At 59.7% G+C, this 23,526-nt stretch carries 26 protein-coding genes and 1 pseudogene; 10 read left to right on the forward strand and 17 right to left on the reverse strand.

Annotated features, from left to right (window positions below; translation table 11 throughout):
- The first annotated feature begins 65 nt into the window (after positions 1-65).
- A complete protein-coding gene (locus HH800_RS12055; protein WP_169861220.1) occupies positions 66-968 on the forward strand; it encodes an AraC family transcriptional regulator in 903 nt (300 codons plus the stop codon).
- Between the two features lie 57 nt (positions 969-1,025).
- Here the strand turns inward: HH800_RS12055 and HH800_RS12060 are convergent, their stop codons facing one another.
- From HH800_RS12060 to HH800_RS12090, 7 genes are read right to left on the reverse strand one after another with little or no spacing between them, the layout of a single operon-like run.
- Positions 1,026-1,487, reverse strand: a complete 462-nt coding sequence (locus HH800_RS12060) for a hotdog fold thioesterase (protein WP_081997140.1) — start codon at positions 1,485-1,487, stop codon at positions 1,026-1,028.
- Positions 1,484-2,482, reverse strand: coding sequence for an NAD(P)H-dependent flavin oxidoreductase (locus HH800_RS12065; RefSeq protein ID WP_052207689.1), 999 nt, complete (start codon positions 2,480-2,482; stop codon positions 1,484-1,486). The genes HH800_RS12060 and HH800_RS12065 overlap by 4 nt, the downstream gene beginning before the upstream one ends.
- Complete coding sequence (gene dmpG, locus HH800_RS12070; RefSeq protein WP_039570676.1) at positions 2,475-3,503, reverse strand: 4-hydroxy-2-oxovalerate aldolase; 1,029 nt, start codon at positions 3,501-3,503, stop codon at positions 2,475-2,477. The genes HH800_RS12065 and dmpG overlap by 8 nt, the downstream gene beginning before the upstream one ends.
- Positions 3,503-4,441 carry an acetaldehyde dehydrogenase (acetylating) gene (locus HH800_RS12075; RefSeq protein WP_169863316.1) on the reverse strand — a complete coding sequence of 313 codons (939 nt, stop codon included), beginning with the start codon at positions 4,439-4,441 and terminating at the stop codon, positions 3,503-3,505. Before HH800_RS12075 ends, dmpG begins: the two co-directional genes overlap by 1 nt.
- Before the next feature lie 2 nt (positions 4,442-4,443).
- Positions 4,444-5,220: a 2-keto-4-pentenoate hydratase gene (locus HH800_RS12080; RefSeq protein WP_066043592.1), complete on the reverse strand. Its 777-nt coding sequence runs from the start codon at positions 5,218-5,220 to the stop codon at positions 4,444-4,446.
- Positions 5,217-6,128: a VOC family protein gene (locus tag HH800_RS12085; protein ID WP_039570667.1), complete on the reverse strand. Its 912-nt coding sequence runs from the start codon at positions 6,126-6,128 to the stop codon at positions 5,217-5,219. Before HH800_RS12085 ends, HH800_RS12080 begins: the two co-directional genes overlap by 4 nt.
- A complete protein-coding gene (locus HH800_RS12090; RefSeq protein WP_169861221.1) occupies positions 6,125-6,961 on the reverse strand; it encodes an alpha/beta fold hydrolase in 837 nt (278 codons plus the stop codon). The genes HH800_RS12085 and HH800_RS12090 overlap by 4 nt, the downstream gene beginning before the upstream one ends.
- A gap of 139 nt (positions 6,962-7,100) precedes the next feature.
- On the opposite strand from HH800_RS12090, the gene HH800_RS12095 reads away from it, so the two are divergent.
- The gene (locus HH800_RS12095; protein WP_052207688.1) at positions 7,101-7,700 is read left to right on the forward strand and encodes a TetR/AcrR family transcriptional regulator; all 600 of its coding nucleotides are present in this window, start codon (positions 7,101-7,103) and stop codon (positions 7,698-7,700) included.
- On the opposite strand, the gene HH800_RS12100 is transcribed toward HH800_RS12095, so the two are convergent.
- The 6 genes from HH800_RS12100 to HH800_RS12125 are packed head-to-tail and all read right to left on the reverse strand — an operon-like array spanning position 7,672 to position 13,763.
- A complete protein-coding gene (locus HH800_RS12100; protein WP_169861222.1) occupies positions 7,672-8,922 on the reverse strand; it encodes an NAD(P)/FAD-dependent oxidoreductase in 1,251 nt (416 codons plus the stop codon). The two genes, HH800_RS12095 and HH800_RS12100, sit on opposite strands and share 29 nt — an antisense overlap.
- Entirely contained in the window at positions 8,919-10,673 is a 1,755-nt protein-coding gene (locus HH800_RS12105) for an AMP-binding protein (protein WP_235682124.1), read from the reverse strand. Before HH800_RS12105 ends, HH800_RS12100 begins: the two co-directional genes overlap by 4 nt.
- A gap of 57 nt (positions 10,674-10,730) precedes the next feature.
- On the reverse strand, positions 10,731-11,042 hold the full coding sequence (locus HH800_RS12110; protein ID WP_081997139.1) for a 2Fe-2S iron-sulfur cluster-binding protein: 312 nt from the start codon (positions 11,040-11,042) through the stop codon (positions 10,731-10,733).
- Positions 11,043-11,050: 8 nt separating this feature from the next.
- The gene (locus HH800_RS12115; RefSeq protein WP_039570652.1) at positions 11,051-11,827 is read right to left on the reverse strand and encodes an SDR family NAD(P)-dependent oxidoreductase; all 777 of its coding nucleotides are present in this window, start codon (positions 11,825-11,827) and stop codon (positions 11,051-11,053) included.
- The gene (locus tag HH800_RS12120; RefSeq protein ID WP_066043601.1) at positions 11,827-12,447 is read right to left on the reverse strand and encodes a 3-phenylpropionate/cinnamic acid dioxygenase subunit beta; all 621 of its coding nucleotides are present in this window, start codon (positions 12,445-12,447) and stop codon (positions 11,827-11,829) included. Before HH800_RS12120 ends, HH800_RS12115 begins: the two co-directional genes overlap by 1 nt.
- Positions 12,444-13,763 carry an aromatic ring-hydroxylating oxygenase subunit alpha gene (locus HH800_RS12125; protein ID WP_169861224.1) on the reverse strand — a complete coding sequence of 440 codons (1,320 nt, stop codon included), beginning with the start codon at positions 13,761-13,763 and terminating at the stop codon, positions 12,444-12,446. Before HH800_RS12125 ends, HH800_RS12120 begins: the two co-directional genes overlap by 4 nt.
- A 296-nt stretch (positions 13,764-14,059) precedes the next feature.
- Between HH800_RS12125 and HH800_RS12130 the strand changes: the two genes are divergently transcribed.
- The 4 genes and pseudogenes from HH800_RS12130 (at position 14,060) to HH800_RS12140 (ending at position 18,795) form a co-directional block, all read left to right on the forward strand.
- Entirely contained in the window at positions 14,060-16,366 is a 2,307-nt protein-coding gene (locus HH800_RS12130; RefSeq protein WP_169861225.1) for a TonB-dependent receptor, read from the forward strand.
- A gap of 168 nt (positions 16,367-16,534) precedes the next feature.
- Positions 16,535-17,425, forward strand: coding sequence for an alpha/beta hydrolase (locus HH800_RS12135; RefSeq protein WP_169861226.1), 891 nt, complete (start codon positions 16,535-16,537; stop codon positions 17,423-17,425).
- Positions 17,426-18,246: 821 nt separating this feature from the next.
- Positions 18,247-18,378 (forward strand): annotated as a pseudogene (locus HH800_RS29365) (NAD(P)-binding domain-containing protein); the annotation flags it as partial.
- Positions 18,370-18,795 carry an NAD-binding protein gene (locus tag HH800_RS12140; protein WP_419248228.1) on the forward strand — a complete coding sequence of 142 codons (426 nt, stop codon included), beginning with the start codon at positions 18,370-18,372 and terminating at the stop codon, positions 18,793-18,795. The pseudogene HH800_RS29365 and the gene HH800_RS12140, both read left to right, overlap by 9 nt.
- On the opposite strand, the gene HH800_RS12145 is transcribed toward HH800_RS12140, so the two are convergent.
- Positions 18,792-19,415: a TetR/AcrR family transcriptional regulator gene (locus HH800_RS12145; protein ID WP_169861227.1), complete on the reverse strand. Its 624-nt coding sequence runs from the start codon at positions 19,413-19,415 to the stop codon at positions 18,792-18,794. The two genes, HH800_RS12140 and HH800_RS12145, sit on opposite strands and share 4 nt — an antisense overlap.
- A gap of 328 nt (positions 19,416-19,743) precedes the next feature.
- On the opposite strand from HH800_RS12145, the gene HH800_RS29075 reads away from it, so the two are divergent.
- Positions 19,744-19,806 (forward strand): biotin/lipoyl-binding protein, encoded by a 63-nt coding sequence (locus HH800_RS29075; RefSeq protein ID WP_231726382.1) that lies wholly within the window; start codon positions 19,744-19,746, stop codon positions 19,804-19,806.
- A 391-nt stretch (positions 19,807-20,197) separates the two neighbouring features.
- Here the strand turns inward: HH800_RS29075 and HH800_RS12155 are convergent, their stop codons facing one another.
- Positions 20,198-20,776 carry an NAD(P)H-binding protein gene (locus HH800_RS12155; protein WP_328805865.1) on the reverse strand — a complete coding sequence of 193 codons (579 nt, stop codon included), beginning with the start codon at positions 20,774-20,776 and terminating at the stop codon, positions 20,198-20,200.
- Between the two features lie 80 nt (positions 20,777-20,856).
- On the opposite strand from HH800_RS12155, the gene HH800_RS12160 reads away from it, so the two are divergent.
- A complete protein-coding gene (locus tag HH800_RS12160) occupies positions 20,857-21,264 on the forward strand; it encodes a winged helix-turn-helix transcriptional regulator (RefSeq protein ID WP_039570632.1) in 408 nt (135 codons plus the stop codon).
- 154 nt (positions 21,265-21,418) lie between these two features.
- On the opposite strand, the gene HH800_RS12165 is transcribed toward HH800_RS12160, so the two are convergent.
- On the reverse strand, positions 21,419-21,862 hold the full coding sequence (locus HH800_RS12165; protein WP_169861228.1) for a hypothetical protein: 444 nt from the start codon (positions 21,860-21,862) through the stop codon (positions 21,419-21,421).
- Between the two features lie 251 nt (positions 21,863-22,113).
- On the opposite strand from HH800_RS12165, the gene HH800_RS12170 reads away from it, so the two are divergent.
- Both HH800_RS12170 and HH800_RS12175 read left to right on the forward strand, forming a co-directional pair.
- Positions 22,114-23,010: a Ku protein gene (locus tag HH800_RS12170; protein WP_169861229.1), complete on the forward strand. Its 897-nt coding sequence runs from the start codon at positions 22,114-22,116 to the stop codon at positions 23,008-23,010.
- Positions 23,011-23,013: 3 nt separating this feature from the next.
- The gene (locus HH800_RS12175) at positions 23,014-23,271 is read left to right on the forward strand and encodes a hypothetical protein (RefSeq protein WP_169861230.1); all 258 of its coding nucleotides are present in this window, start codon (positions 23,014-23,016) and stop codon (positions 23,269-23,271) included.
- A gap of 4 nt (positions 23,272-23,275) precedes the next feature.
- Here HH800_RS12175 and HH800_RS12180 read toward each other — a convergent pair whose 3' ends face one another.
- Positions 23,276-23,485: a KTSC domain-containing protein gene (locus HH800_RS12180; protein WP_169861231.1), complete on the reverse strand. Its 210-nt coding sequence runs from the start codon at positions 23,483-23,485 to the stop codon at positions 23,276-23,278.
- Positions 23,486-23,526 lie beyond the last annotated feature (41 nt).

Genomic DNA, 23,526 nt, shown 5'->3' on the forward strand with positions numbered 1-23,526 from the left:
GATCAGCGTCGAACGCAGAGCTGTTCGACGCAAATCTTGCCGCCGCCTTCAAGATACGCTACCGTATGGAAAAGGTGAATCCAGTGGCATCCAACCTCTTTCTGCGTGAGTGCGACAGAATTTTTCCCAACCTCGAGATCGACATCGCCGATGATGTCGATCTCGCAGGGAACGTCGTTCAGCGCCGCCTCGCCGGAATGGATGCCATTCGTATCGAGAGCCCGGCTCTGCTCGGTCGTGCAAGCCGGAAGCGCTCTACCCGGCTGGAGGCCCGCTGCAAGATCGTCTGGCAGATGGAGGGGAGTTCGGTTTTTACGAACGACCAGCAGCAGGTATGCCTTTCGGCGGGTGACGCACTCCATGTACCGCTGGGCGAAGCTTATTCCCTGGATGTTCTGACGGGCTATCGGGCTGTCATGCTCGTGATACCTGAGCGCCATACGATACTCGCCTCGCTTCCTTCCGGCCGTGACATACGCTTAATAACCGGCAACAGCGCGATGAAAGCCGCCGGCGCCGTTGTGAGCTGCCTTTTCGACGATGACGACCAGGAGAGCTGTGGTCCGCATCTCCTTCAAGCGGCTTTCGATCTGATCCGTGGCCCCCTGTCGAACAGATTGGGGACGGTTGCCGAAAGACGTTATGCCCGGCGGGCGCGACATCATATCGAGGCACATCTCGCCGATCGCTACACTCCAAACGATCTTGCCCGCGATATGGGAATGTCTCGCCGTGCACTATATGCCGCCTTGGCAGCGGAAGGAGAAAGTCCCGCCAAGCTCATCCGCCTGGTGCGCCTGGAATCTGCCCGTCGATGTCTGATGGACGACAGTCAACGCGATCTCAGCCTCGGCGAGATCGCGTTGCGCGCAGGCCTCAATGATGGGGCAGCGCTCAGCCGGGCCTTTCGCGCGGAATTCGGGACGACGCCAAGCGCTGTCCGGGACACTGCGGTTTCATTTGCATGAGCATTCGCAGCGAAGCGGAAGGCGTGAGAAAGCGGCCGACTTCGCCAGTCCTCGATCTCACCCTTTGTTCGCAGGCGCTCCGCGCTCAAGCGGAATAACTGCAAGCGTCACGCGGGATATGCAGACCAGACGGCCGGCATCGTCAGTGATGCGAACCGTCCAGACCTGGGTTATCCGCTGACGAGCCTCTGGCCTCGCCGTCGCCGTCACCCAGCCATCGGCAACCGGCCGCATGTGATTGGCGTTTATCTCCATGCCCACCGCGGTTTCACGCGCGGGATCCAGCGTCAGCAGGCCGGCCACAGAGGCTGTTGTTTCAGCCAACACCACGGATGCGCCTCCATGCAGGCGCCCCAAAGGCTGCACCGTGCGTCGATCAACCGGCATGCGGGCTGTGAGCCAGTCTGGCCCCGCCTCGACGAATTCGATTCCAACATGGGAATTTAAGGACCCTTCACCGAGACGATTGAGCCCGGCAAGATCGACATGCCCCCCATGCCAAATGGCCCCGCTCGTCACCCCGCAACCAAATCCGCTCGGGCCGCCTCGATGTCGTGCGGCCAATCGGTGATCCGCGTGAGGTCTGAGCTGGTCAGACGATATTCTTCCACGAGTTCGTCGACCAATTCGGCAACACTCTGAACTGCGCGCGTGCGACCGACCGAATGCCCCGCTCCCCAGATGTTCTTCCAGGCTTTGGAATCACCATGAAGATTGGAGAAGTCGATCTTCTTTTTGATCTCCAGCATATCCGGGGTGAAGCCGGCAGCATCGAGGCTCTCGCGCATCCAGTTCGATGGGATGCCCGTTACCGCTGTGGTCGTAACAATATCACGCATGGTGGCGCGCACCAGCATCTCACGATTGTCGTCCGAAACGAGACTCTCGCGCGTCGCGATGAAGCGCGTACCCATATAGGCAAAATCAGCCCCGATGGTGAGCGCAGCGCGAATTGCGCGAGCCCCGCCGATCGCACCGCCCAGAATCAGAGGACCATCCCAGAAGCTGCGCACCTCCTCTACGAAGGCAAACGGGCTATAGTGGCCGGTATGGCCGCCGGCACCGCTCGCCACCAAGATCAATCCGTCGGCCCCCGCATCCACCGCCTTGCGCGCCTGATCAGGCGTAATGACGTCCGAGAACACCGCCCCACCATAGGCATGAACCCGTTCCAGGGGGCGTCCAGGGCTACCCAGGGCGGTGACGACTATGCGCGGCTTATATTCGCAGATCAGGTCCAGTTCGGCATCGAACCGCTCGTAGGTCGGATGCACGATCATATTGATGGCCCACATCCCCTCGCGACCGGCTGCCTTGAGCTCCGACGTGATACGCGGGAGCCAGGCGGCGAGATCCTCGATCGTCCGTGCATTGGGCGCCGGAAAGGCGCCTATGATGCCTGCTTTGCCTGCCGCGATGACAAGATCGGGGCCGGAGATGAGGAACATCGGCGCAGCGAACACAGGAAGGCGAAGTTCGCCATAGAGCGTATCGACGAGAGAGCGGTCAGCCATCGGCCTGAACCATATCCAGCGCCACGTCGACGATCATATCCTCCTGGCCACCGACCATCCGTCGACGACCAAGCTCGACGAGGATGGCGCGCGTATCGACACCATAGTCTGCGCTCGCCTTCTCCGCATGACGCAGGAAGGAGGAATAGACGCCGGCATAGCCAAGGGACAATGTCTCACGATCCACGCGGACAGGCCGATCCTGCAGAGGGCGGACCAGTTCTTCTGCTGCATCCATCAGCTTGTAGAGATCACAGCCGTGCAGCCACCCCTTGCGCTCAGCCGCGGCGATGAACACCTCGAGCGGCGCATTGCCCGCGCCTGCGCCCATGCCGGCCAGGCTCGCATCAATCCTGATCGCGCCCGACTGAACGCCGACAATCGAATTCGCGACACCAAGGCTGAGATTGTGATGCGCATGAATGCCACGCTGAGTTTCGGGCTTGAGCACCCTGTCATACGCTTCGCACCGCGCGCGATAATCGTCCATGTCCATCGCGCCGCCGCTGTCGGTCACATAGACGCAGTGGGCGCCATAATCTTCCATCAGCTTGGCCTGCCGGGCCAGCGCGTCCGGCTCGCTCATATGGCTCATCATGAGGAAGCCCGAAACGTCCATGCCGAGATTGCGGGCTGCCTCGATATGCTGCCTGGAAATGTCGGCCTCGGTGCAGTGCGTCGCGACGCGCACTGAACGCACCCCGAGCTTGTAGGCGTGCTTCAGCTCCTCGATGGTCCCGATCCCAGGGATCAGCAAAGTGGTCAGGACGCTATGCTCGAGCACATCGGCAACTGCCTCGAGCCATTCCCAGTCAGTATGCGCGCCAAAACCATAGTTGAAAGACGAACCATTGAGACCGTCGCCATGGGCGACCTCGATCGCGTCGACTTTCGCCTCGTCAAGGGCCTTGGCGATCTTCTGGACATGGTCGATGCCATATTGATGGCGAATGGCGTGCATGCCGTCGCGCAGCGTGACGTCCTGAATGTAGAGCTTTGTGGTGCACGGATCGAAGCCCATCATGCAGCCTCCTTTTGCAAGCGTCGGGTTGCGATCTTCTCGGCTGTCTTGAGGCCCGCCGACGTCATGATATCAAGATTGCCCGCATAGGCAGGCAGGTAGTGTGCAGCGCCTTCCACCTCTAGATAGACGCTCGTCTTGATCCCCTCGAAACTACCGAGACCGGGAATCTTGACGGGATTGTTGGACCCGAAGCGCTCGAATTGCACTTTCTGTTTGAGGCGATAACCCGGCACATAGGATTGGACCTTCGCAACCATTGCGAGGATCGCAGCTTCGATTTCCGTCTCGTCCGCGCCGGAGGACAGAGTGAAAACGGTATCGCGCATGAGCAGTGGTGGCTCGGCGGGATTGAGGATGATGATCGCTTTGCCCTTGGCTGCACCGCCGACTTCCTCGATACCGCGACTGGTGGTCTCGGTGAACTCGTCGATATTGGCACGCGTCCCGGGGCCCGCGCTCTTCGACGAAATCGATGCGACGATCTCGCCATAATGAACCGTGGCGACCGATGATACCGCAGCAACGATCGGAATCGTCGCTTGCCCCCCACAAGTGACCATATTGACGTTCGAAGCATCGAGATGGGCGTCACCATTGACCACCGGTATGACATAAGGACCAATGGCCGCCGGGGTCAGGTCGATCATGACCTTGCCGGCACCGGTGACGATGTCGCTATGGCGCTTATGGGCTCCCGCCGAAGTTGCGTCAAAAACGACGCCAATTTCAGGCCACACAGGAAGCGCGACCAGGCCGTCGATTCCTTCCGCTGTCGTTGCGACGCCCATCCGAGCGGCTCGCTTGAGACCGTCGGACTCCGGATCGATTCCGACGAACGCGCCGATTTCAAGGACGTCGGAATTGCGCATGATCTTGATCATCAGGTCGGTACCGATATTGCCCGATCCAATGATTGCTGCCTTCACCTTGGCCATCATTAATTCCCATACCTGAATGCAACCCTGCCAAGGCCGCCGATTTTCGCTTCCACCCGGTCGCCGGGCTTGAGAGCCACCATGGGGCCAAGTGCCCCGGTCAAGACAATGTCGCCGGCACGAAGCGGATCACCGGCCGCCGCCAATGTGCGGGCGAGCCACGCGGCCGCCTCAAGCGGATGGCCAAGGCAGGCTGCTCCCGCGCCGAGCGAAGCAAGCTGCCCGTTCACTTCGAGCGCCATCCCGCAGGTGTAAAGGTCGAGCCCATCGAGCGGCTTCCTGGTCTCGCCCAGCACGAAAAAGGCGGAAGACCCATTGTCGGCGACCGTATCGGCAAAGCTGATCTTCCAGTCGGCTATGCGGCTGTCGACGATCTCGATGGCCGCAATCGCATGGGCGGTTGCGGCCGCCACGTCAGCGGCCGTCGCATCGGGAAGGTCTAAATCCGCGGCGAGCACGATGGCGACTTCGGCTTCGGCCTTTGGCTGCAGGACCTGTTCGGGCGAAAGCAGGCCATCATTGTCGATTGCCATGTCATCGAACAGCACGCCGAAATCCGGCTGATCGACACCCAGTTGCGCTTGCACTGCCTTGGCGGTCAGCCCGACCTTGCGGCCGACGATGCGGCGCCCCTGGTTCGCCCAGAAGCCGGTGTTGATCGCCTGAACGGCGTAAGCGCCGTCCGCATCGGTTGGATCGAGCACATCCCGGAGCGGGTCCAGGGCAGGTCCCGCATAAGCGGCGCGCAGCCGCGCCGCCACATCCTCATAATTGCTCACGCGACGGACTCCAGCTTGGCGGGTTTCGGGGGGCGCTGATAGATGTGGCCCCAGGCCGAGTTGGTGTCATGCGTCAGGACATGCCAACTCTCGTCGTCCACCTCGAGACCGCCCCAGCCATATTCGACGTCGAACCCGGACGGGGTCAGCGGATAGAAGCTCAGCATCTCATCGTTCGAATGGCGCCCCAGCGTGAAGGTCAAATGCCTGCCGCCTTTCATGCAACGATCGAGCGCGCGCCCCACATCGTCGATCGTCGTCACCTCGACCATGAGATGCACGATCTTTTTGGGGATGGGGACAGGCGCGAGGGCGAGCGAGTGATGGCGACCGTTGCAGCGCAGGAAACTGATCTCGATCGGGCGCCCGGGCACGACTTCGGTGTTGATATGATCGGACAAACGGAACCCCAGGGTTTCTGTAAAAAATTCCATCATCGTGGCTTTTTGGCGGCATGCGAGCACAAGATGCCCCAGGCCCTGTCGCCCTGTCTTAAAACGCGTTCCGGTCGGGCTGACGAATGGATCATTGGTCTTCTGCAAGGGGCCGAAAAAGGCCTCATGCGCATTGCCCTCAGGATCCGTGAAACGAATCAGCGAATGTACGCGCCGGTCCGCCGCAACCGCGGCGTCTGCACGATCGACCGTAACGCCGACCCCCTCCAGTCGCGCAGCAAGCGCTGCCAAGGCCGCGCCATCCTTCACTTCCCATCCGGCATAGGCCAGATCATCCCGCGGCCCGACATGAAGGCGAATTCGCGTGGCATATTGATCGGTCCGCAGATCGATGGTGCCATCATCGCGCGGCACCCATTGAAGCCCAAGCTCCTCCTTCGCAAAGACGCGCCAGGCCGCCAGATCCGAAACCTCGAGCCCGATATAACCGAGCGCCTCGACTTCGCTGCTCATGCACCCGCCCCCAGGTGACGACGCGAGAGTGCTACGAAGGCGTCGAAGCGCTCGGCCTGGACCCAGTGTCCACAGCGACCGAACATATGGAATTCCGCGTTCGGCATCGCACGTCCCAGGCGCAGCCCCATCTCGACGGGAATGACCTTGTCCTCCCGGCCATGCAGAACGAGCGTTTGATGCTCGATGCCCGAAACCACGCCCTCGGGCATACCCGAAAGGGGGGTGTCCCCCTCATCGTTCGGTTTGACGAGGAGCTTGCGCAATCCCTCCTGAGCGCCAGGAATCAGGCTTGCCTGAAAGCGATCCTCGACCAGTTCGTCGGTGATGAACGTGGGATCATAGGGGAAATGCGTCATCGCCGCGCGCATTGCCTCGCGGCTGGGCGTATAATCCCAGCCAGCGCGCAAGCCGGGCGTCATCGTAAACTTGTCGCAAGGTGTGCCCATCAGCACGAGTCGGTCGAACCGGGCGGGATGACGCGCGGCGGCCGCAAGCGCGAGGGAGCCACCGAAGCTATTCCCTACAAGGCTGGCCTTCTCGATCTCGAGCACATCGAGGATAGCGACGAGATGCTTCACCCAAAGCTTGATGTCGTAGGAGAGATCGGGATTGCGCTCGGTGTAACCAAAACCGGCCATATCGGGAGCGACCACACGAAAGTCGGACGCCAGCACGGGCATGACCCGCTTCCAATTGGTCCATGCCGAAACGCCCGGCCCGGAACCATGAAGAAGCACCACCGGCCGCCCCTCACCCATGTCGTGGACATTCGTTTCGAGGCCAAGCGCGGCAACCGATTTTCCGCGTCCAATTTCGGCGATTTCAGACATCACAATCCTCTCATTGCTGCGAACCGTGGTGAACGGGTTACGCGCGAATGTCAATACGGTAGCGTATGGTTGATACCTGTTTGCGGCGGCGTTTCATAGTTCGATTGACAAATGACGTCTCTCGGCAAGAAGTGCTCTCATGAAGACCACAACAAAAACGCGCAGCACGGAAGCGATACGACTGGACGCTGCGGCCTGGACGGACGCCGCATTGGAACTTCTGGCATCGAACGGCATCGACGGCGTTCGGATCGAACTCCTGGCCAAGCGGCTGGAAGTGACGAAGGGCAGCTTCTACTGGCATTTCAAGGATCGCGATGCCTTGCACCAGGCGATGCTCGAACAATGGCGCAAGAGCGCAACGCTGGCGCTGATCGAGCGCCTGGACCGCGGTGAGGCCTCGCCCGAAGCGAGGCTGCGACGACTTTTGCGCTTGCCCATCATGGGGCAACGCTCGGCGCGGGCAGCCGACGTCGAGCTCGCGGTACGTCTCTGGGGGCGGCGCGAGCCGCGCGCGCAGGCGGCACTTGAAGAGATTGATCAGCTGCGCCTTCGCTATATTTCCGGGCTGATGATGCAGTGCGGCGCCGATGCTCCGGAAGCTGAAGCACGCGCTATTCTCGCTTATTCCTATATGCGGGTCGCAGCGACTCTCGTCGCAACCGAAGCGCGCGAAACGATGGACAGATGCGAGGCACTTCTGATCGGCATCAGGCCGTCTGTTGAACAAGCGTCTTGAGCGGGACATCGGTACAAGCCAGCCGCACGGGGTCGGGACAGATGCGGGCAGTCACCAGGGCCTTGCCCTGCACATAGTCGCGCATGGCATTGACGCAGTCGAGTGCGATGACCCGACCATTCTTGAGATAGATCGCCGAAAAGCTTCGGCTGGCCGGATCACCCCGGATGATGACATCGTCATATCCGATCGAAAGGCCCACGGTTTGCAATTTAAGGTCGTACTGATTGGACCAGAACCAGGGTACGGCATCGTATGGAATCGGATCGCCCATGATCGAACAAACCGCAACCATCGCCTGATCATGCGCGTTCTGAACCGATTCCAGCCGTATCAAAGCGCCATCGGCATAGGGGTTAGCATGCAGGGCGCAATCGCCGATGGCATAGATGTCCGGCAGGCTCGTCCGGCAATAGGCATCAACTGCCACCCCATTTCCGCCTTCCGCGCCGGCCGCCAAAAGGGCTTCGACCGCCGGAAGGATACCAATGCCTGCAATCACCATATCGGCTGGAATGCGCGTTCCGTCAGACAGCCGCACACCGGTCACGCGGGTCCGCCCTTCCAGGCAGGCGACCACCACGCCCATGCGCAGGTCAACGCCATGACCTCGATGGACTGCCTCGTAGAAGCGGGAAATATCCTCGCCGGCCACACGCGCAAGAACGCGCGGAAGGGCTTCGAGCAAGGTCACCGCCAGCCCCCGCTTGGTCAGCACGGCTGCTGCTTCCAGGCCTATAAATCCGCCACCAATGACCACGATTTGAGGATCGTCAGCCAGCTCGAGCAACATCTTGTCTACATCGGCGCGGGTCCGCACCGAATGGACGCCGCCGAGCGCATTCCCTGGGCAACTGAGACGGCGCGGATTGCCGCCGGCCGCCCAAATCAGCGTGCCATAGCCATGCACCCTGCCGTCAGCCAACATCACGTAGTGCGCGGCTGCATCCACCGCGGTCACCACATGTCCAGGCATCACATCGATCTGCTTTTCGGCCCAGAATGTGGCAGGACGGATGAGGATGCGATCGAACGATTTCTCGCCTGAAAGATATTCCTTCGACAGAGGTGGTCGCTCGTAGGGCAGTTCAGGCTCTCCGTTAAGGAGGCCGATCGTACCGGAAAATCCGCGCTGTCGCAGCGTCACAGCGGCTTGCGCGCCCGCATGGCCCCCGCCGACGATGAGGATATCATGCCTGGAAGGCGCCCCGCAGGATATCATAGCGCGTACGCATCTTCATAAAGACGTTCGACAAGGTCCGCTCGGCGCTCGAGGATACGGCGCTGATTGACATTCCCCTTCTCGGTAATTTCGTCATGATGGGCACTTGGCGGTTCAGCAAGCACCATGAAACGCGCGATTCGGGTGCTCGACCCCATCTGCCGATCATTGTGCCTGCGAAGAATCGCACTTAGCCGTTCACGTATGAGGGGATGTTCGGCAATGGCTTCCGTACCGAACATCGCGCTCATGTCCTCGCCCAGCAGCGCGCGACAGGCTTCCTGGTTCGGAAACAACAGAATTCCGACCTCGCCGCGACCATGCCCTGTAATAACCACATCGGAGATAAGTTTCTCCCCGGCGTTGACGATGGCTAGGCGCAGAGCCCCGACATTGACCCAGGTTCCAGAGGTAAGCTTGAAATTCTCCGCGACGCGACCATCGAACAATATTCCAGCCGATGGGTCATTGGGGTCCGCGAACTTGGCCGCGTCGCCGATCTTGTAGAACCCCTCTTCGTCAAACGCATTGGCCGTGGTCGTGGGATCCCGCCAATAGCCCGGCATGACATTGGGTCCACGCACGCGCAGCTCGTAGCGATCTTCATTCGGCATCATCTTGATCGTCGTGCCGGGCATTGGCGCGCCCAGATTATTGGCATAGGGCTGATCGAAATACAGGATGCTCGAGAAGGGGGCAGTTTCAGTGGAACCCCAGCCAGCGACGATCATTGGCACCCGCCCGACGCTGCCAAGGGCGGCGGCTTCCACCCTCTTCCTCAGGGCCGTAGGCAGCGGTGCACCGCCATTGAAGATGAAGTCCAGATCGCCGAAGAAATGACGGGCGAAGACGGGATCACTTTCCAGAAACGGCAGGAGGGCCTCGAAACCAACCGGCACGTTGTAGAAAAGTGTCGGTCTCCAACGACGCAAGGCGTCTACCGTTTTCGCGATCGATTTGAGCGTCGGTCGACCGTCGTCGATATGCGAATGGCCACCGAACCAGAGGGTCGTATTGAAGCAGCAATTGCCGCCAAATGTATGGTTCCAGGGCAGCCAATCGACGGAAACGGGGGGACGGTCATTGAGGAATGGCCAGATTGCCGACAAACCCAGCATGTTCGACACCATCATGCGCTGAGTATTTGCAACCGCCTTGGGATGGCCCGTCGATCCGGACGTGAACAAAAGCTTTGCCACCGTGTCGAGACCGACGTCGGCCTCCATGGCATCGATTATTGTATCGTTTATGGGCTGCACGGCATCGATCCAGCCAAGATCCTTGAGCGAGCGCACCTCAAGCCCGGGACGCCCGCTTTCCGCAAGCATGGACACGGCAAGATCGGTGTGGTCCGCGATGACAAGACCAGGATCGATCTCGCCAATGACGCGCAGCAGCTTTGCCCAGGGGCGCGCTTCAGGCGCGGCGTAGGTCGGCGAAACGATTGCCACAGGAATGCCGACGCTGGTGGCTGCCAAAACGACCAGCGCATGTTCGATACTGTTCTGCCCAAGGAGCATCAGCGGGCGTTCCAGCGAAAGCGGCATCGCTAGCAATCGCGCGGCAATCCGACGGCGCTCGGCCTCGGCCTGGGCGTAAGTAAGTTCCCGGTCACCCTGGGTCAGAAACAAGGCTTGGGGCTGAATATTTGCCCAATACGCAAGCCTCTGCGGGATCGTGCCGTTCACGGGCGGCAGGGCGATTCCGTTGCTGAGCAGGATAGAGCCATCGCTACGGCGCTCTGCTTGCACATCGACCGCTGCAACTTTCAAATCACTCGCTATCATAAACTCCCCTCCAACTTTTTTTCAGTCTTCCGGCGCGATCCGTATCGTCAGTCCCGCAAGATCGTCAGCGAACCTTATTTGGCACGCCAGGCGAGATCGTTCGGTACGGTGATCGGAACTATCGAGAAGGTCATTTTCATCGTTGCCGGGCACGCCCGGATCGACATCGCCTTCGACGTAGACGTGGCAGGTCGCGCAACTGCAGCATCCGCCGCAAAGCGCAAGCAGCTCATCATATCCGGCGTCACGGATGACCTCCATGACAGAGAGCCCTGATCCCGCCTCAAGTTGTTGCGCGTTTCCCGCACGATTAATGACTGTAAGTGTCGGCATTTCGGACCTCAAACGGAAATAGTGAGCCCGCCGTCCGACAGAAGCATCGCCCCGGTGACGTACGCGCTCTCCTCGCGGCTTGCGAGCAGGACATAAAGGGATGCATGATCCTCAGGGGTCGATACACGCCCAAGCAGCATATGGCGTTGCATTTCGGCCATGCGGTCGGCATCCGCATTCATCGCCCGCTCCCCCTGTCCCAGTGCAGCGGGGCCGGAGATGCCGGTGTCCGTCGCGCCGGGAGCAACCCCATTCACACGAACCTCCGGCGCAAACTCCTTGGCGAGCTGCATGACAAGACCGCGCAAAGCGAACTTCGAGGCCGTGTAGAGCACCCCTCCCCCGCCAGCGAGAAAGCAGGCGTTCGATCCGGTCGCGATGATGCTGCCCCGGCTCATGCGCAAGGCCGCCAGGCTGGCGCGCGCGCCGTGTAGAGCCCCCTTGACGTTGACGCCGAAGATCTCCTCGAACCCCCTGTCGATTTCCGCCGGTTCCTGCTTTTCCAGACGCTTGTGGAAGTCCCACAGGCCCGCGTTGGCGACATAGACGTCAAGACCGCCCCAGCGCTCCACCACCGCGGCGACTGCACGCTCCGCGGTGGTGAAGTGGGCAACGTCGCCAACGACGACGACCGCGCCCTCGCTTTCGAGCGCGGCAACATCAGAATCGCGGCGAACGACCGCAACGACATGCGCGCCCTCGGCCAGGTAGCGGCGCACGACGGCACGCCCGATACCGGAACCGGCGCCGGTCACGACCGCGCGATATCCTGCAAGGCGCGCCATCAGAAGAAGACAGAGAGATTTTTGGTCAGCAACACCGACTGGGGCAACAAGATCATCCGCCGCACAATCTCGAAACCGCCATTGGGACTGACGCGCAGCAAATCACGACGACGTCCGAACAAAGTGGCTTCGTCATGTTCCGACCGATTGCGGTACTGGACGAAGGCAGAATGAACTTCATACTCACCCGAGACGTCCGTCTCGAACGCCTCGACATTCGTGATGAGATAAACATGGCGAGTTGGGGGATCTTCCGTCCACACCAGATTAGAATGGATTCGCCCGATGCGTACCGCGATGTCCGCCTTCGATTCATCGAACAGTGCCATATTGCCGGGATCCAATTCCGGCCTTGCGTCACGACGGAAGCGATTCTGCCGCAGCGGCATCCAGTAAAACAGATCGTCCGCCAGAAGGGCGTACCAGTCATCATATCGCTCTTCGTCGAGGAGGCGCGCCTCGAGCTTGGCAAATCGCTCGATTTTTGCCAGCAGCGCATCGTCAACGGGAGCGCCCTCCCCCCGCATGGCAAGAAGTTGAGCCGCAGCGGCGCGCGCCTCGCCTTGAGTCAACGTCGGATAGGTCGAATAGTCAGGCTTGCGGTCGAGCACACTGGTCATTCCGCTGCCTCCGGCTCCGCTACGGCAACCTCTACCGGAATATCGGCCCAGGTCTCGGCATCCATCATTTGCGCCCAGCGCTTGTAGAACAGCCGCTGGTTGGCGTCGGAAAGCTGGCCCGCACTGACAGAACCGGGGAGACCTTCCTGCTCGACCTCACCGATTGGCGCCATGGCGTAGCACAGCCGCTGGTTTCGCGTCACCCAGCCTGCATTGGCCGTGGTGGAGTGCTCCCAATTCTCGCCGTCGTCCATCTCGAGCAGGCCGGAGGGCGAGAAGGTACGCATCGAGCCGCGCCGGAATCTGTCCTTGATCTCCTCGGGCATGTTCTTCGGGACGAGGGTCCAGGCATGGATTTCCGTCTGCGTCGGCCCCTTGGGCTGGAAGGTGCGGAAGGTGAAATAGCCGGGAAGGAACGAGAAGTTCGGGAAGATGGTTGCAGAGGCGACCGATCCCCACATGTTGGCGCGGAACCGCCCCAAGCGAGCGGTAATCGCATCCTGTCGCGAGCGCATGTACCGCAGCAGTTCGCGATCGCCCATCGTCGCGGCATTGCCGAGGAAGCTGTCGTTGAACTCCCAGCCATGGCCATTGACGGACACTTGATAGCTGCCGGCATTGTCGACCTTGACGCCGCCATGGCGCCCCAATGTCGGCTCTGAGCCACCAAGATGGGTCCACAGGGCGTGGTAGATATCCCCGACGAAATTGTCGGCCGGAAACTTCCAGTTGCACTTCATCACGGAGCGGGTCGCGCCGCCGGGAAGGAATTCGGTGCCACCATCTTCCGCGTCCAGCACGGCATCGAGATACCAGCGGAAGTCGCCCAGCCACTCGTCGAGTGAAGGTGCTTCCTCGCAGAAGGTCGCGAAGACGAGACCCTTATAGCTTGCCACACGGGCGCGCTTCAGCCCCCAATCCTCCATCCGGAAGCCGGGGGTGGATTTGTAGAGGCCCATTTTGGGCATCTTCTTGAGCGCACCATCGAGACCGAACGCCCAGCCATGATAGTTGCACGTAAACTGGCGACCTTCTCCGCTATCGGCAAAGCAGACGCGGTTGCCACGGTGCGGGCAGGAATTGAGGAACACGTTGATCGTACCCGCGCCTGCCCTGGCGACGATCACCGAGTCCTCGCCCATATACGTGGTGATGAAGCTGCCGGGCAGCTCGACCTGACTTTCGTGCGCGACGAACAACCATGAGCGCGCAAAAACTCTCTCGAGTTCACGCTCATATATAGCAGGATCCCAGAAAATACGGCGATCGACGGTTCCGAACGTCCAGTCGACCAAATCGGCGGCTTTGTGCGTCATGATAGGCTCTCCATACCTTACCGTATGGATTCGTATCTAATTTTGCAAGCGCGTTTTTCCAGGCCAACGACCCCCATCGAGCGAATCGTCGCACTCATTCCACCATGCGTATTCGAATGGTTTTTGTACCATTCGAAGGATCGGTGCGGAGAATATGCGTAATTTTCTCACCAATTACTCTTATTTTCAGGATGTTAGCCAAATCTGCAAAATTTGGTCCTCATATTGTAAATTGCATACTCTTGAGTATGTTCAGGCAAACAAGCTCGAACAGGGCGATCCAAGGGGAGAGGAATATGAAGACGATCACGTATGCGCTATCGGCAACTTCACTGATGGCCTTAGCAGCGCCTTGCGTTGCCCAGACGAATGAGAACGCTCCGGATGCGGCCAATCCCCCGCCACAAGCTGACTCTGTGCCGGAACCCGTTGCATCGCTCGGCGACATCATCGTCACCGCGCAAAAGCGATCCGAAAACGTCAACAAGGTCGGTGTTTCGATTACAGCGGTCCAGGGCGACGCGCTCCAACAGCGCGGCGTGGTCGATACCGCAGACCTCATCAAGATCACGCCCGGTTTCAATTTTGTTCAGAGCGCCTATGGCGTGCCCGTGCTGACCCTGCGGGGTGTCGGATTCTATGACACGGCGATCGGCGCAGCCTCGGCCGTCAGCGTCTATGTCGATGAAGTCCCGCTACCGCTTTCGATCATGGCGCTAGGCGCCACCCTCGATCTCAATCGCGTCGAGATATTGAAAGGCCCTCAGGGCACGCTTTATGGGCAGAATGCAACGGGTGGCGCGATCAACTACATCTCGGCACGGCCTACAGATAGCTTTCACAGCGGGGCAGATCTCACCTATGGCAGATTCAACCGGGTCGAGTTGAAAGGGTTCGTCAGCGGCCCCATCACCGACACCTTGACCGCCCGTATCGCCGCGCGGTTTGATCGAAATGACGACTGGCAGCGCAGTTACACACGCGATGCAACCAACGGCGAAGGCAACATCTTCTCCGGCCGCGCAATCGTTGACTGGAAGCCGAGTGACCGGCTTCGCTTCAGTTTCATGGTTCACGGATGGCGCGATCGTTCCGAAAGCCAGGCGCCTCAGCTTGCGGCAATTACGGGAGCCGCGTCTCCCGCCGTGTTGCGCGCATACCCCCTGCCCCCGCGCGACAATCGCGCCGCCGATTTTGACCCTGACCTTTCATTCAAGCGTAACTCCTGGTTCGCCCAGGTTTCCGGTCGCGCCGACTATGATCTGTCAGACACTGTTACGATCACATCGATTACGGCCTATTCAAAGCTCAAGCGTTTAAGCGCTGTCGATGCAGACGGCACGGCGATCCAGGCCTATGCGCTGATTAACCCGGGCCGCTCGCGAGACTTCTCGCAGGAGTTGCGCCTATCAGGCGATTCCGGGCAACTCCATTATGTCGTTGGCCTAAATTACGCTTGGGAAAGTGTCTTCGACCAGTCGGACCCCCTTGCACGGACCTCGAGCTTTCCCTTTCAAAGGGCGAGTGCGCATTCCGATCAACATATCAATACCTATGCGGCATTTGCGAGCCTCGACTACAAGCTGACCGATACCCTGACGCTCCAGGGCGGCGTGAGATATACCGACCAGCATCGGCGTTTCATCGGCTGCACCTATGATTCGGGTGCCGGCGATTTTTCGGCGGTGGTATCCCGTATCGCTACAGCGCGCGCCGGACACCCCATCACGATAGCGCCCGGAGCATGCCTCACGCTCAATGCGAATTTTGAGCCTGCACAGGTCCGCAGCCAGCTGAACGAGGATAATATATCGTGGCGGGGCGGCGTGAACTGGCAAGTGAACCCAACCACCCTGCTGTATGCGAACATCAGCAAGGGCTATAAAAACGGTGCCTTTCCGACGGCTGGAGCAACGTTTGCGCTCCAGCTCACACCCGCCACGCAGGAATCGCTCACCGCCTATGAGGCCGGATTCAAGCTTGGCCTCTTTGACAGGAAGCTGCAACTCAATGGAGCGGTCTTCTACTATGATTACCGCGACAAGCAGTTTCGCGGAAGGATTGTAGATCCCGTGATCGGGCCGCAGAGCGCCCTGATCAATGTCCCCAAGTCACGTGTCGCCGGCGGCGAAATCCAGGCAACGCTGCGACCAATTTCGGGGCTGACGATCAATACCGGCGTCACCTATGTCGGAACCAGGATTCTTGGTGATTTCGTCAATTTCGACGCTCTCGCACAGCAGGTACGCCTGAGCGGCGAAGCCTTTCCTCTGACGCCCGACTGGCAGGTCACATCGGACATCGACTATCAGTTTTCGGTAAGCGACAGCATGAACGGGTTTGTCGGCGGCGGCGCAACCTACCAGGCTGCCACGAATGGAGGGCTCGGAGAATTGCCCCAGTTTGCGATCGATTCCTACACGCTGATCGACGTGCGGGCAGGCGTCGTGCTGAAAGACGACCGTTGGCGTCTGACTGCCTATGTGAAGAATCTCACCGACAAATTCTATGCCACTCTGGTCAGTCAGCCAGGGCCCGATGCGGCGATCCGGTTCACCGGTCAACCACGAACCTATGGATTGACCCTTTCCTATCGCTATTGATCAACCATATCTGCCTGGAAACAGATGCCAATGCCGCGACCGCGCGGGACAAAGTCTTGGCTGCGTTCGTCTAATGATGGCAGCGGCAAGGCGCGCGGCGAGGCAATGTAGCTCACCGGTCATGATGAGGGTCACGGACCATCGAAATGCAAGAGATCAAGGAGTGATATGGGTTATCTGACAGACATCGTCGCTTTTGTAATCCAAGCGATCGCGCCGCTCCTGACCAGGCCAGCGGGCGAGGTGCGCAAAGAGTTCAGCCTTCCCTGCAACGTCAGCGCGCATCGGGCGACGACCGATGCCGGTCTCATATCGTTCAAGCTGTATCGCCCGGCCACGCCTCCAGGTCCATTGCCCGTATTCTTGAATATTCATGGCGGCGGCTATGTAATGGGCTGTCCCGATCAGGATGACCATATTTGTCGGTACCTTGCCAATCGGGCCTGCTGTGCGGTGGTCAACATCAACTATGATACCGCGCCGCAGGCCCGCTATCCCACCGCGCCCGAACAGTGTTTCAGCCTGGCGCGCTGGCTCTCGCTCAATGGCGATCAGCTCGATCTCGATGCGGCAAGGCTGGCAGTGGGTGGCCATAGCGCAGGCGGCGCGTTGGCGGCAGGCCTCGCTTTGCGAGCCGCGCAGGATGAAGCTTTTCAGATACTCGGATTGATCGTGGATTATGCGATCCTTGATCTTGCTGCCGATCCTCGGACGAAGCACAGGCGGTTGCCAAGACCGCTGATCACTCCGCTTCTTTCCCGGATTTTCACCGATAGCTACATACCTGACCGTTCACAGCGCCTCGCCCCTTTGGCTTCGCCGCTGCTCGCTACCGATATGACCCTGCTACCGCCAACGCTCGTCATCACGGCGGAATTCGATACATTGCGCGATGAGGGGGACGCATTTGCCGATCGGCTTCGGGATGCGGGGGTATTGTTCGAGCATGTGATCGTTCCGGGCGTCGATCATTTCTTCACGCACACCGGACCGGTACCGCAAGCAAGACTCGCTCTCGATACGATGGTTCGACTCCTTGATCATGCCTTCCAGGCCTGAAGCTCTTCTGCCCCCTTTTCCTGCCGATCAGTCGGTCTTTTCGATTGCTCTTGTCCGTTCATATCCGCGCGAGAGTATCGCGGCGATATTGTCTCCAATGTGTTCTGGGCGCTCAGTTCGGGCGCGGTCCGGCAAGACCTATGTTCCGAGCACGACAGTCCAGGTCGCCGAGGCAAGCGCCCTCTATATATCACTCATTCCACGACGGATAAGAGACATTCCAATTTGGGAGATTGCGCGGTGCAGCAATTTCCTGTGAAAATACGATCGCCTTTCAGGCATCCTCTCCCAATTGGGGTCGGCATTTATGCCGACCTCTTTTTTCTATTTCGTCCACCGCTCTCAGCCCCGATACCAGCCCTCTTCGAACGTCGCCGGAAGGGCTGGAGCTGTGCTTGTCCGCGAAGTGAGTGCGGCCCTCCGGTTTCGCTACGTATGGATAAAGCGAAGTCACCTGCCTCGACGGGAAATATCCCCACGCGCCGGGCGATCCGCGCTCGTCCATCCAGCTGATCGGAGTGCCTCGTCGGAGTTATCGGCAAATCCGAAGGGGGTTTTGCCAACTCTGAGACCGCTCAAGGCCGTCGATCTGACTTCGACATCCGCAGAGCGGCCTCAGCATATGCGCCACCTATTTTGGACGTCTGAAATAGCACGCTGGCCAGCCTGCCCCGCCATCTGGTCGACGATACTGCCGATCGGTAAGTCGGTGGCAGCGTCGGCCCTTGCACGTTCGCTAACGCGAAAATCAGGCTGATTCGTGCCGCGGCATCCACCATCTCGGTCGCCTTCGCGCGTGAACTGGCCGAGCTGCACGAAAGTGCGATGTTGCTTTTGTTTCCGCTCCCGTGCTGGGCCGTCCCGACTTGGCTGCTAAGGGCGAACTCAACATCCTGGTCGGCGGCGCTGCGTCGGCGGTCGACAGGACCCGCGCCTCTGCCGAGGTGATCGGCGGGCGGATCTGGGACATGGGCACAGACGGGCCGATGGCGAATGTCGCCACCAAGGTTGCCTGCAATATAATGATCACCATGGCGATCAAGGCAATGGCTGAAACTGTTGTGCTGACCGAAGCCACCGTCCATGCTCGGGATCAGTTTTCGAAACTCATCCTTTGTACTCTGTCCGGCAGCCGCTCCTATCAAGTCTATTCAGCGAACATCGCGAGCGAGACTTATGAACCGAGCTTCAAGGCGACGCTGGGTCTGAAGGACCTGAGCCTGCGAGAGACGCAGCCGAGCGAGCCGGGCACGCCCTGCCGATGCTCGATGCCGCGCATCGCCGGATGTGCGGGATATGTGGCTGAACTGGTTCGGTGGTTGGCTGGTCCCGCCCGCCAATTGGTTCGCCAACGCCGTTTGTCCGATTAAGCGCCCTCGATCCCGCTAGCCGGCCACGCGCGCAAACCTAATTCTATTATGTCTTCCAGGGCTGTTCGATCCACGCCGGCGGCGGCTTGCACCGCCATTCCATGAACGAGGGCGTAGAGAAAACTCACCAAACCATCAATCGGGTCATTGCCGGGTAAATCACCTAGCTGACGAGCCAATTCAAGGCGACTAGCGAGAGCTGCGCGCGCCGCGCCGAGCCTCGCTAAAACATTTGCCCTCACCGCGTGCGCGTCGTCAGAATAAGCCATCGAACCTAAGACATCCAGACAACCTTTTGACCCTGTCCGGGTCTGCGCGTCCAACGCGCCTCGCAAGAAACTTTCCGCTACCTTTCGCGCGGTCGGCTCTCTAAGCGACACGACCGAAAAGCTGACGATATCGGTCTCGTAAAGGTCCATTGCTTTGTTGAAAAGCGCCTCCTTGTTGCCGAAAACCCGGTACATGCTCGGCTTCGAAATACCCATAGCATCGGTCAAATCATCGACGGATGCGCCCTCGTAACCTTTCCTTCGAAACGTATCGAGCGCAATCTCCAGCGCGCACTCGGGATCGAAGCCTCGCGGGCGACCCTTGCTTTGTTTCGAAGATGAATGCTGCATGATGGCAATTTAAGCAGCGACTACCTCAGCCGCAAGACTGCAGGCGGAGATCCGCTTATTTCGATCTCATTTTCCGGCCAATCGTCGATCTTGCATTCTTCCTCCTGCTCTACGCCGCAGTCGCACAGATCAGCGGAATCTCTGGACGTTGGCATGACACGCCACCTGCCGTTCTTGGCCGCCTGTTTACCACCACCATTATCGTAATCGTTTCTTTCGCAGTGGCAGTCCTATCGCGCTCTGACACCGATATGAGCAAGATTCACGGACCAGCGGCGGCCATGTCCACGCCGATGTTGTTCGCGTGACGCCCGATGTAGCCGGCCTGATGACCGAGGTCCGCGTCCGGGACAATCAATCCGTCCGGACAGGCGATGCGCTGTTTTATTGATCTCCCCGCTATGGCGCAGCCCTGGACCAAGCGGATGCGAACATCGCTAGCGCCGAAGCCACGCTACATCCCCCAAGAAGTCGATCGGGCCGTCAAGCCTTGCACCGCGAGCGCGAGTTATTGCAGCGCGTGCGCCACGGCCTGCGCCAATGGTGTAGTCGGCCGGCCTATTAGCTTTGAAAGCTGCTTGCCATCGTCAAATAGACCCCCCTGCGATGCAGCGACGTCCCACCCGGCGATCGCGTCAGCTAAGCCTTCGGGAAGACCCGCGGTGACCAACGCTGCGGCATATTCTGCTGCCGGCAAATCGCGATAGGGAATGGTCCTACCGGTCTGCCGTGAGATTTCTGCGGCTAGGTCTGAGAGTGTCCAGGCGTCGTCTCCTGCCAGTTCATAGACCTTGCTCGCAGGGCCATCGCTCATCGCTCATCGCTACTATGGCTAGCGCCTCGGCAAAATCCTTACGCGTCGCTGACGCCAACTTGCCCTGGCCCGCGCTCCCGATGAAGACACCGCTTTGCAAGGCACTGTGGATCGAGGAGGTATAGTTTTCCGTGTACCAGCCGTTGCGCAGGATCGTAAAATCGACGCCGGAGGCTTTCAGGTCTGCCTCGGTCTCACGATGCTCGGCGGCGAGCGACACCACCGACGTGTCCGCGTGGAGCAGGCTCGTGTAAAGGATGCGCTTGACCGTAGCCGCCTTGGCGGCATCGATGACGTTGCGATGCTGGCGTACGCGTTGGCCGATTTCACTCGACGATATGAGGATGAGCGTATCCACGCCTTTAAGCGCGGCTGCCAGTGTTTCAGCCTGTTCATAATCGAAAGCGCGCGTTTCGATACCGAGGTCAGCCACTTTGTCCGGGGTGCGGGCAAGCGCAACAATACCGGCCGGACCTGTCCGGGCTGTCAGCACATCGATTGCAAGGCGCCCAAGCTGTCCGCTCGCACCCGTAACGGCAATATTCATAAAAACCTCGCTCCTTTGGTGATCAAGATCAGCAATAGGCGCCTTGCTTATTTTTCGTAAGTACGTACATTTGTGTTAGTATGGAATATGATGCACAAACCACGGGTATACCCCTGTCCGTACAACTGCGTCGCGGCGATCTCATGGCGGCGGCATGCCCATCGCGCGAAGTGCTTAAACACGTCACCAGTCGATGGGGGGTTCTCGTGCTGATTGCTCTGATGGATGGCACGCTGCGGTTCGGCGAACTTCGCCGGCTGATTGGTGGGGTAAGCGAAAGGATGCTCTCGCAGACCTTGCAATGGCTGGAGCACGACGGGCTAGTCAATCGTACGGCGCGACAGATTGTTCCGCCGCATGTCGAGTACAGCCTCACGCCAATAGGACGCGAAGCTGCGCAAAAAGTGACTGATCTCGCGGACTGGATCGAGACACGCCTGCCAAAGATCCTCGACGCCAGAAAAACAAGCGTGAATCCTGAGCGGTAGCAAAAGACTAGGACACCATCGTCCGTTCGGAGGACCAACGAATCACATTCCCGCCCGCGGCATTTCTCCCCGAGTTGCTCGGTACCGACCAAAGCCTGCTCTCACTAGAAAGCTCTTCGCACATGCGGGAAAGGCTTATCCGGATGGCGGCGGCCTAAAACCGGCTGAGGCGGCGGGCGTTCGCCGTCGCCTTGGAATGGATTGGCGCCAGCGCCGTTGTCGGCAACATCGCCAGAGTGGTCGCGATCTCGAGGTTTCGTTCAACGACCTGCTTCCATTCAGACCAGCCGAGCCAGCCCCCGCCCGATAGTCGGCCGAGCGCCCGCGCATTGGCCTCCCCCGCGCGGCGGACCTTCCCCTGCGCAGCGCTGATCGTTTGTTGCGACTGTCCGAACGCGTTTGTCTTCTCGGTCACCATCTGCGCCAGTTCGCGATAATCGGCCGTGAAGGGATTAGCCCATGCCACCGAAATGACCGGCATGCGAGCGTCGATCACGCTTTGCGCGCTCGTCATCGTCTCGACCCAGTCATAGGCCAACTGCGTTGCCATTAGTGGCCACATCCACAACGTCATTCCGTTTTCGATTGCCGACGCCATGAGGACCTCCAAACTGCCGCACTGCAAGAACGGTCGACAAGGGGAATTGGTTCTTGGATCTCACAAAATGTAGGAAGTCGCGAACTATTATGGTGTTCAGGCATTTTCATCGCGATGACTTTATCGAGCGGGTTCATGCGTTCTTGTTGCGGTGGTGAAGCCATCTTTCGCGCTGGCTGTGAACGGCAAGATAAGGTCATTCCCGGCGACTAGATAGATGATTGAATGCAATCGGTGCGAAGGAGAGATCTATGGCTGCGCGTCCCTACTGGAAAGGCCAGATCCGACTGGCACTCGTCTCTATCCCTGTCGAAATCTATTCGGCGACGAGAAGCGGCGCCACGATCGCGTTCAACCAGATTCATGAACCCTCGGGCCAGCGCATCAAATATGAGAAGGTTGTACCGGGCATCGGTCCGGTCGATATCGATGAGATCGTCAAGGGCTTCGAGTATGCCAAGGGCGAATATGTCCTCCTCGACGATGACGAGATCGAGGGGGTCAAGCTGGAGAGTAAGAAAACGCTCGAGCTGACCCAGTTCGTCGACAGCCACGATATCGACGCCATCTATTTCGAGAAGCCCTATTATGTCGTGCCCGCAGACGATCTTGCCGAGGAAGCCTTCATCGTCCTGCGCGAGGCACTCCGCCGGACACGCAAGATCGGTCTCGGCCAGCTCGCTATGCGCGGGCGGGAATATGTCGTCAGCATCAAGGCCTGCGGACGCGGGATGGTGATGGAGACGCTGCGCTATGCCGACGAGGTCAACAAGGCGACGAGCTACTTCCGCCAGATCGGCGACGCGGATCCGGACGACGAACTGCTCGACCTTGCGACCACGCTGATCGACAAGAAGACCGGCAAGTTTGATGCGAGCGAGTTCCACGATCGCTATGCCGACGCGCTCAAGGAGCTGATCGAGCGCAAGAAGAAGGGCAAAACACTCAATATCGAGAGCGACGACAAGGGTGGCGATGCGCGCGGCTCCAATGTCGTCGACCTGATGGCGGCGCTCAAGAATTCGCTCGGGTCATCGGGTGGCGGGTCGTCCAAGACAGCGGCGAAGAAAACGACCAAGACCGCCGCGAAGACGGCCGCCAAGAAGACCGAGACCAAGCCGAAACCGGCTGCGCGCAAGCGGGCCTGATCGATGGCCAACAGATCGGACCCAGGATCGGCGCTGGTCGACGACGATGCCGCATTCGCCGAGGGCGCGATCACGCTGTGGGCCAATCTGCTCACGTTGATCGGAACGCATCTTCGCGAGTCAGGCACACCCCGTCAGGCGGTGCTCGACATGCTCACCATGTTGCACGAGACCAACGAAGAGACGATCCGGTCGCCGCGCGCCCGCGCCGTCGCCTCGCGTCATCTGATGTCGGTGTATCGTGCGCTTGGCGAAGCCTGACCTCTCAGGCGTTCGGACCGAAGCGCCGCCGTTCGGGATCGCGAACGCAGCGGAAGCGATCCTTGATGTGCTCATTGAAGAAGGTTCCCGCCGACGCCGCGTGACAAAAGGCTTCGAACAGCGCGGCCGGAACCCCGTGATAGAAGTATTTGCCGGTATCGCGAAACGAGATCGACAGCGTGCCGGCGTCGTCATAGCCGATGCGGTCTATCATCGAGGATTGCGGGAAGCGTTGCGCGCGCATAGCCGGAGAAG

This window comes from Sphingobium yanoikuyae, from assembly GCF_013001025.1.
GTDB lineage: Bacteria > Pseudomonadota > Alphaproteobacteria > Sphingomonadales > Sphingomonadaceae > Sphingobium > Sphingobium yanoikuyae_A.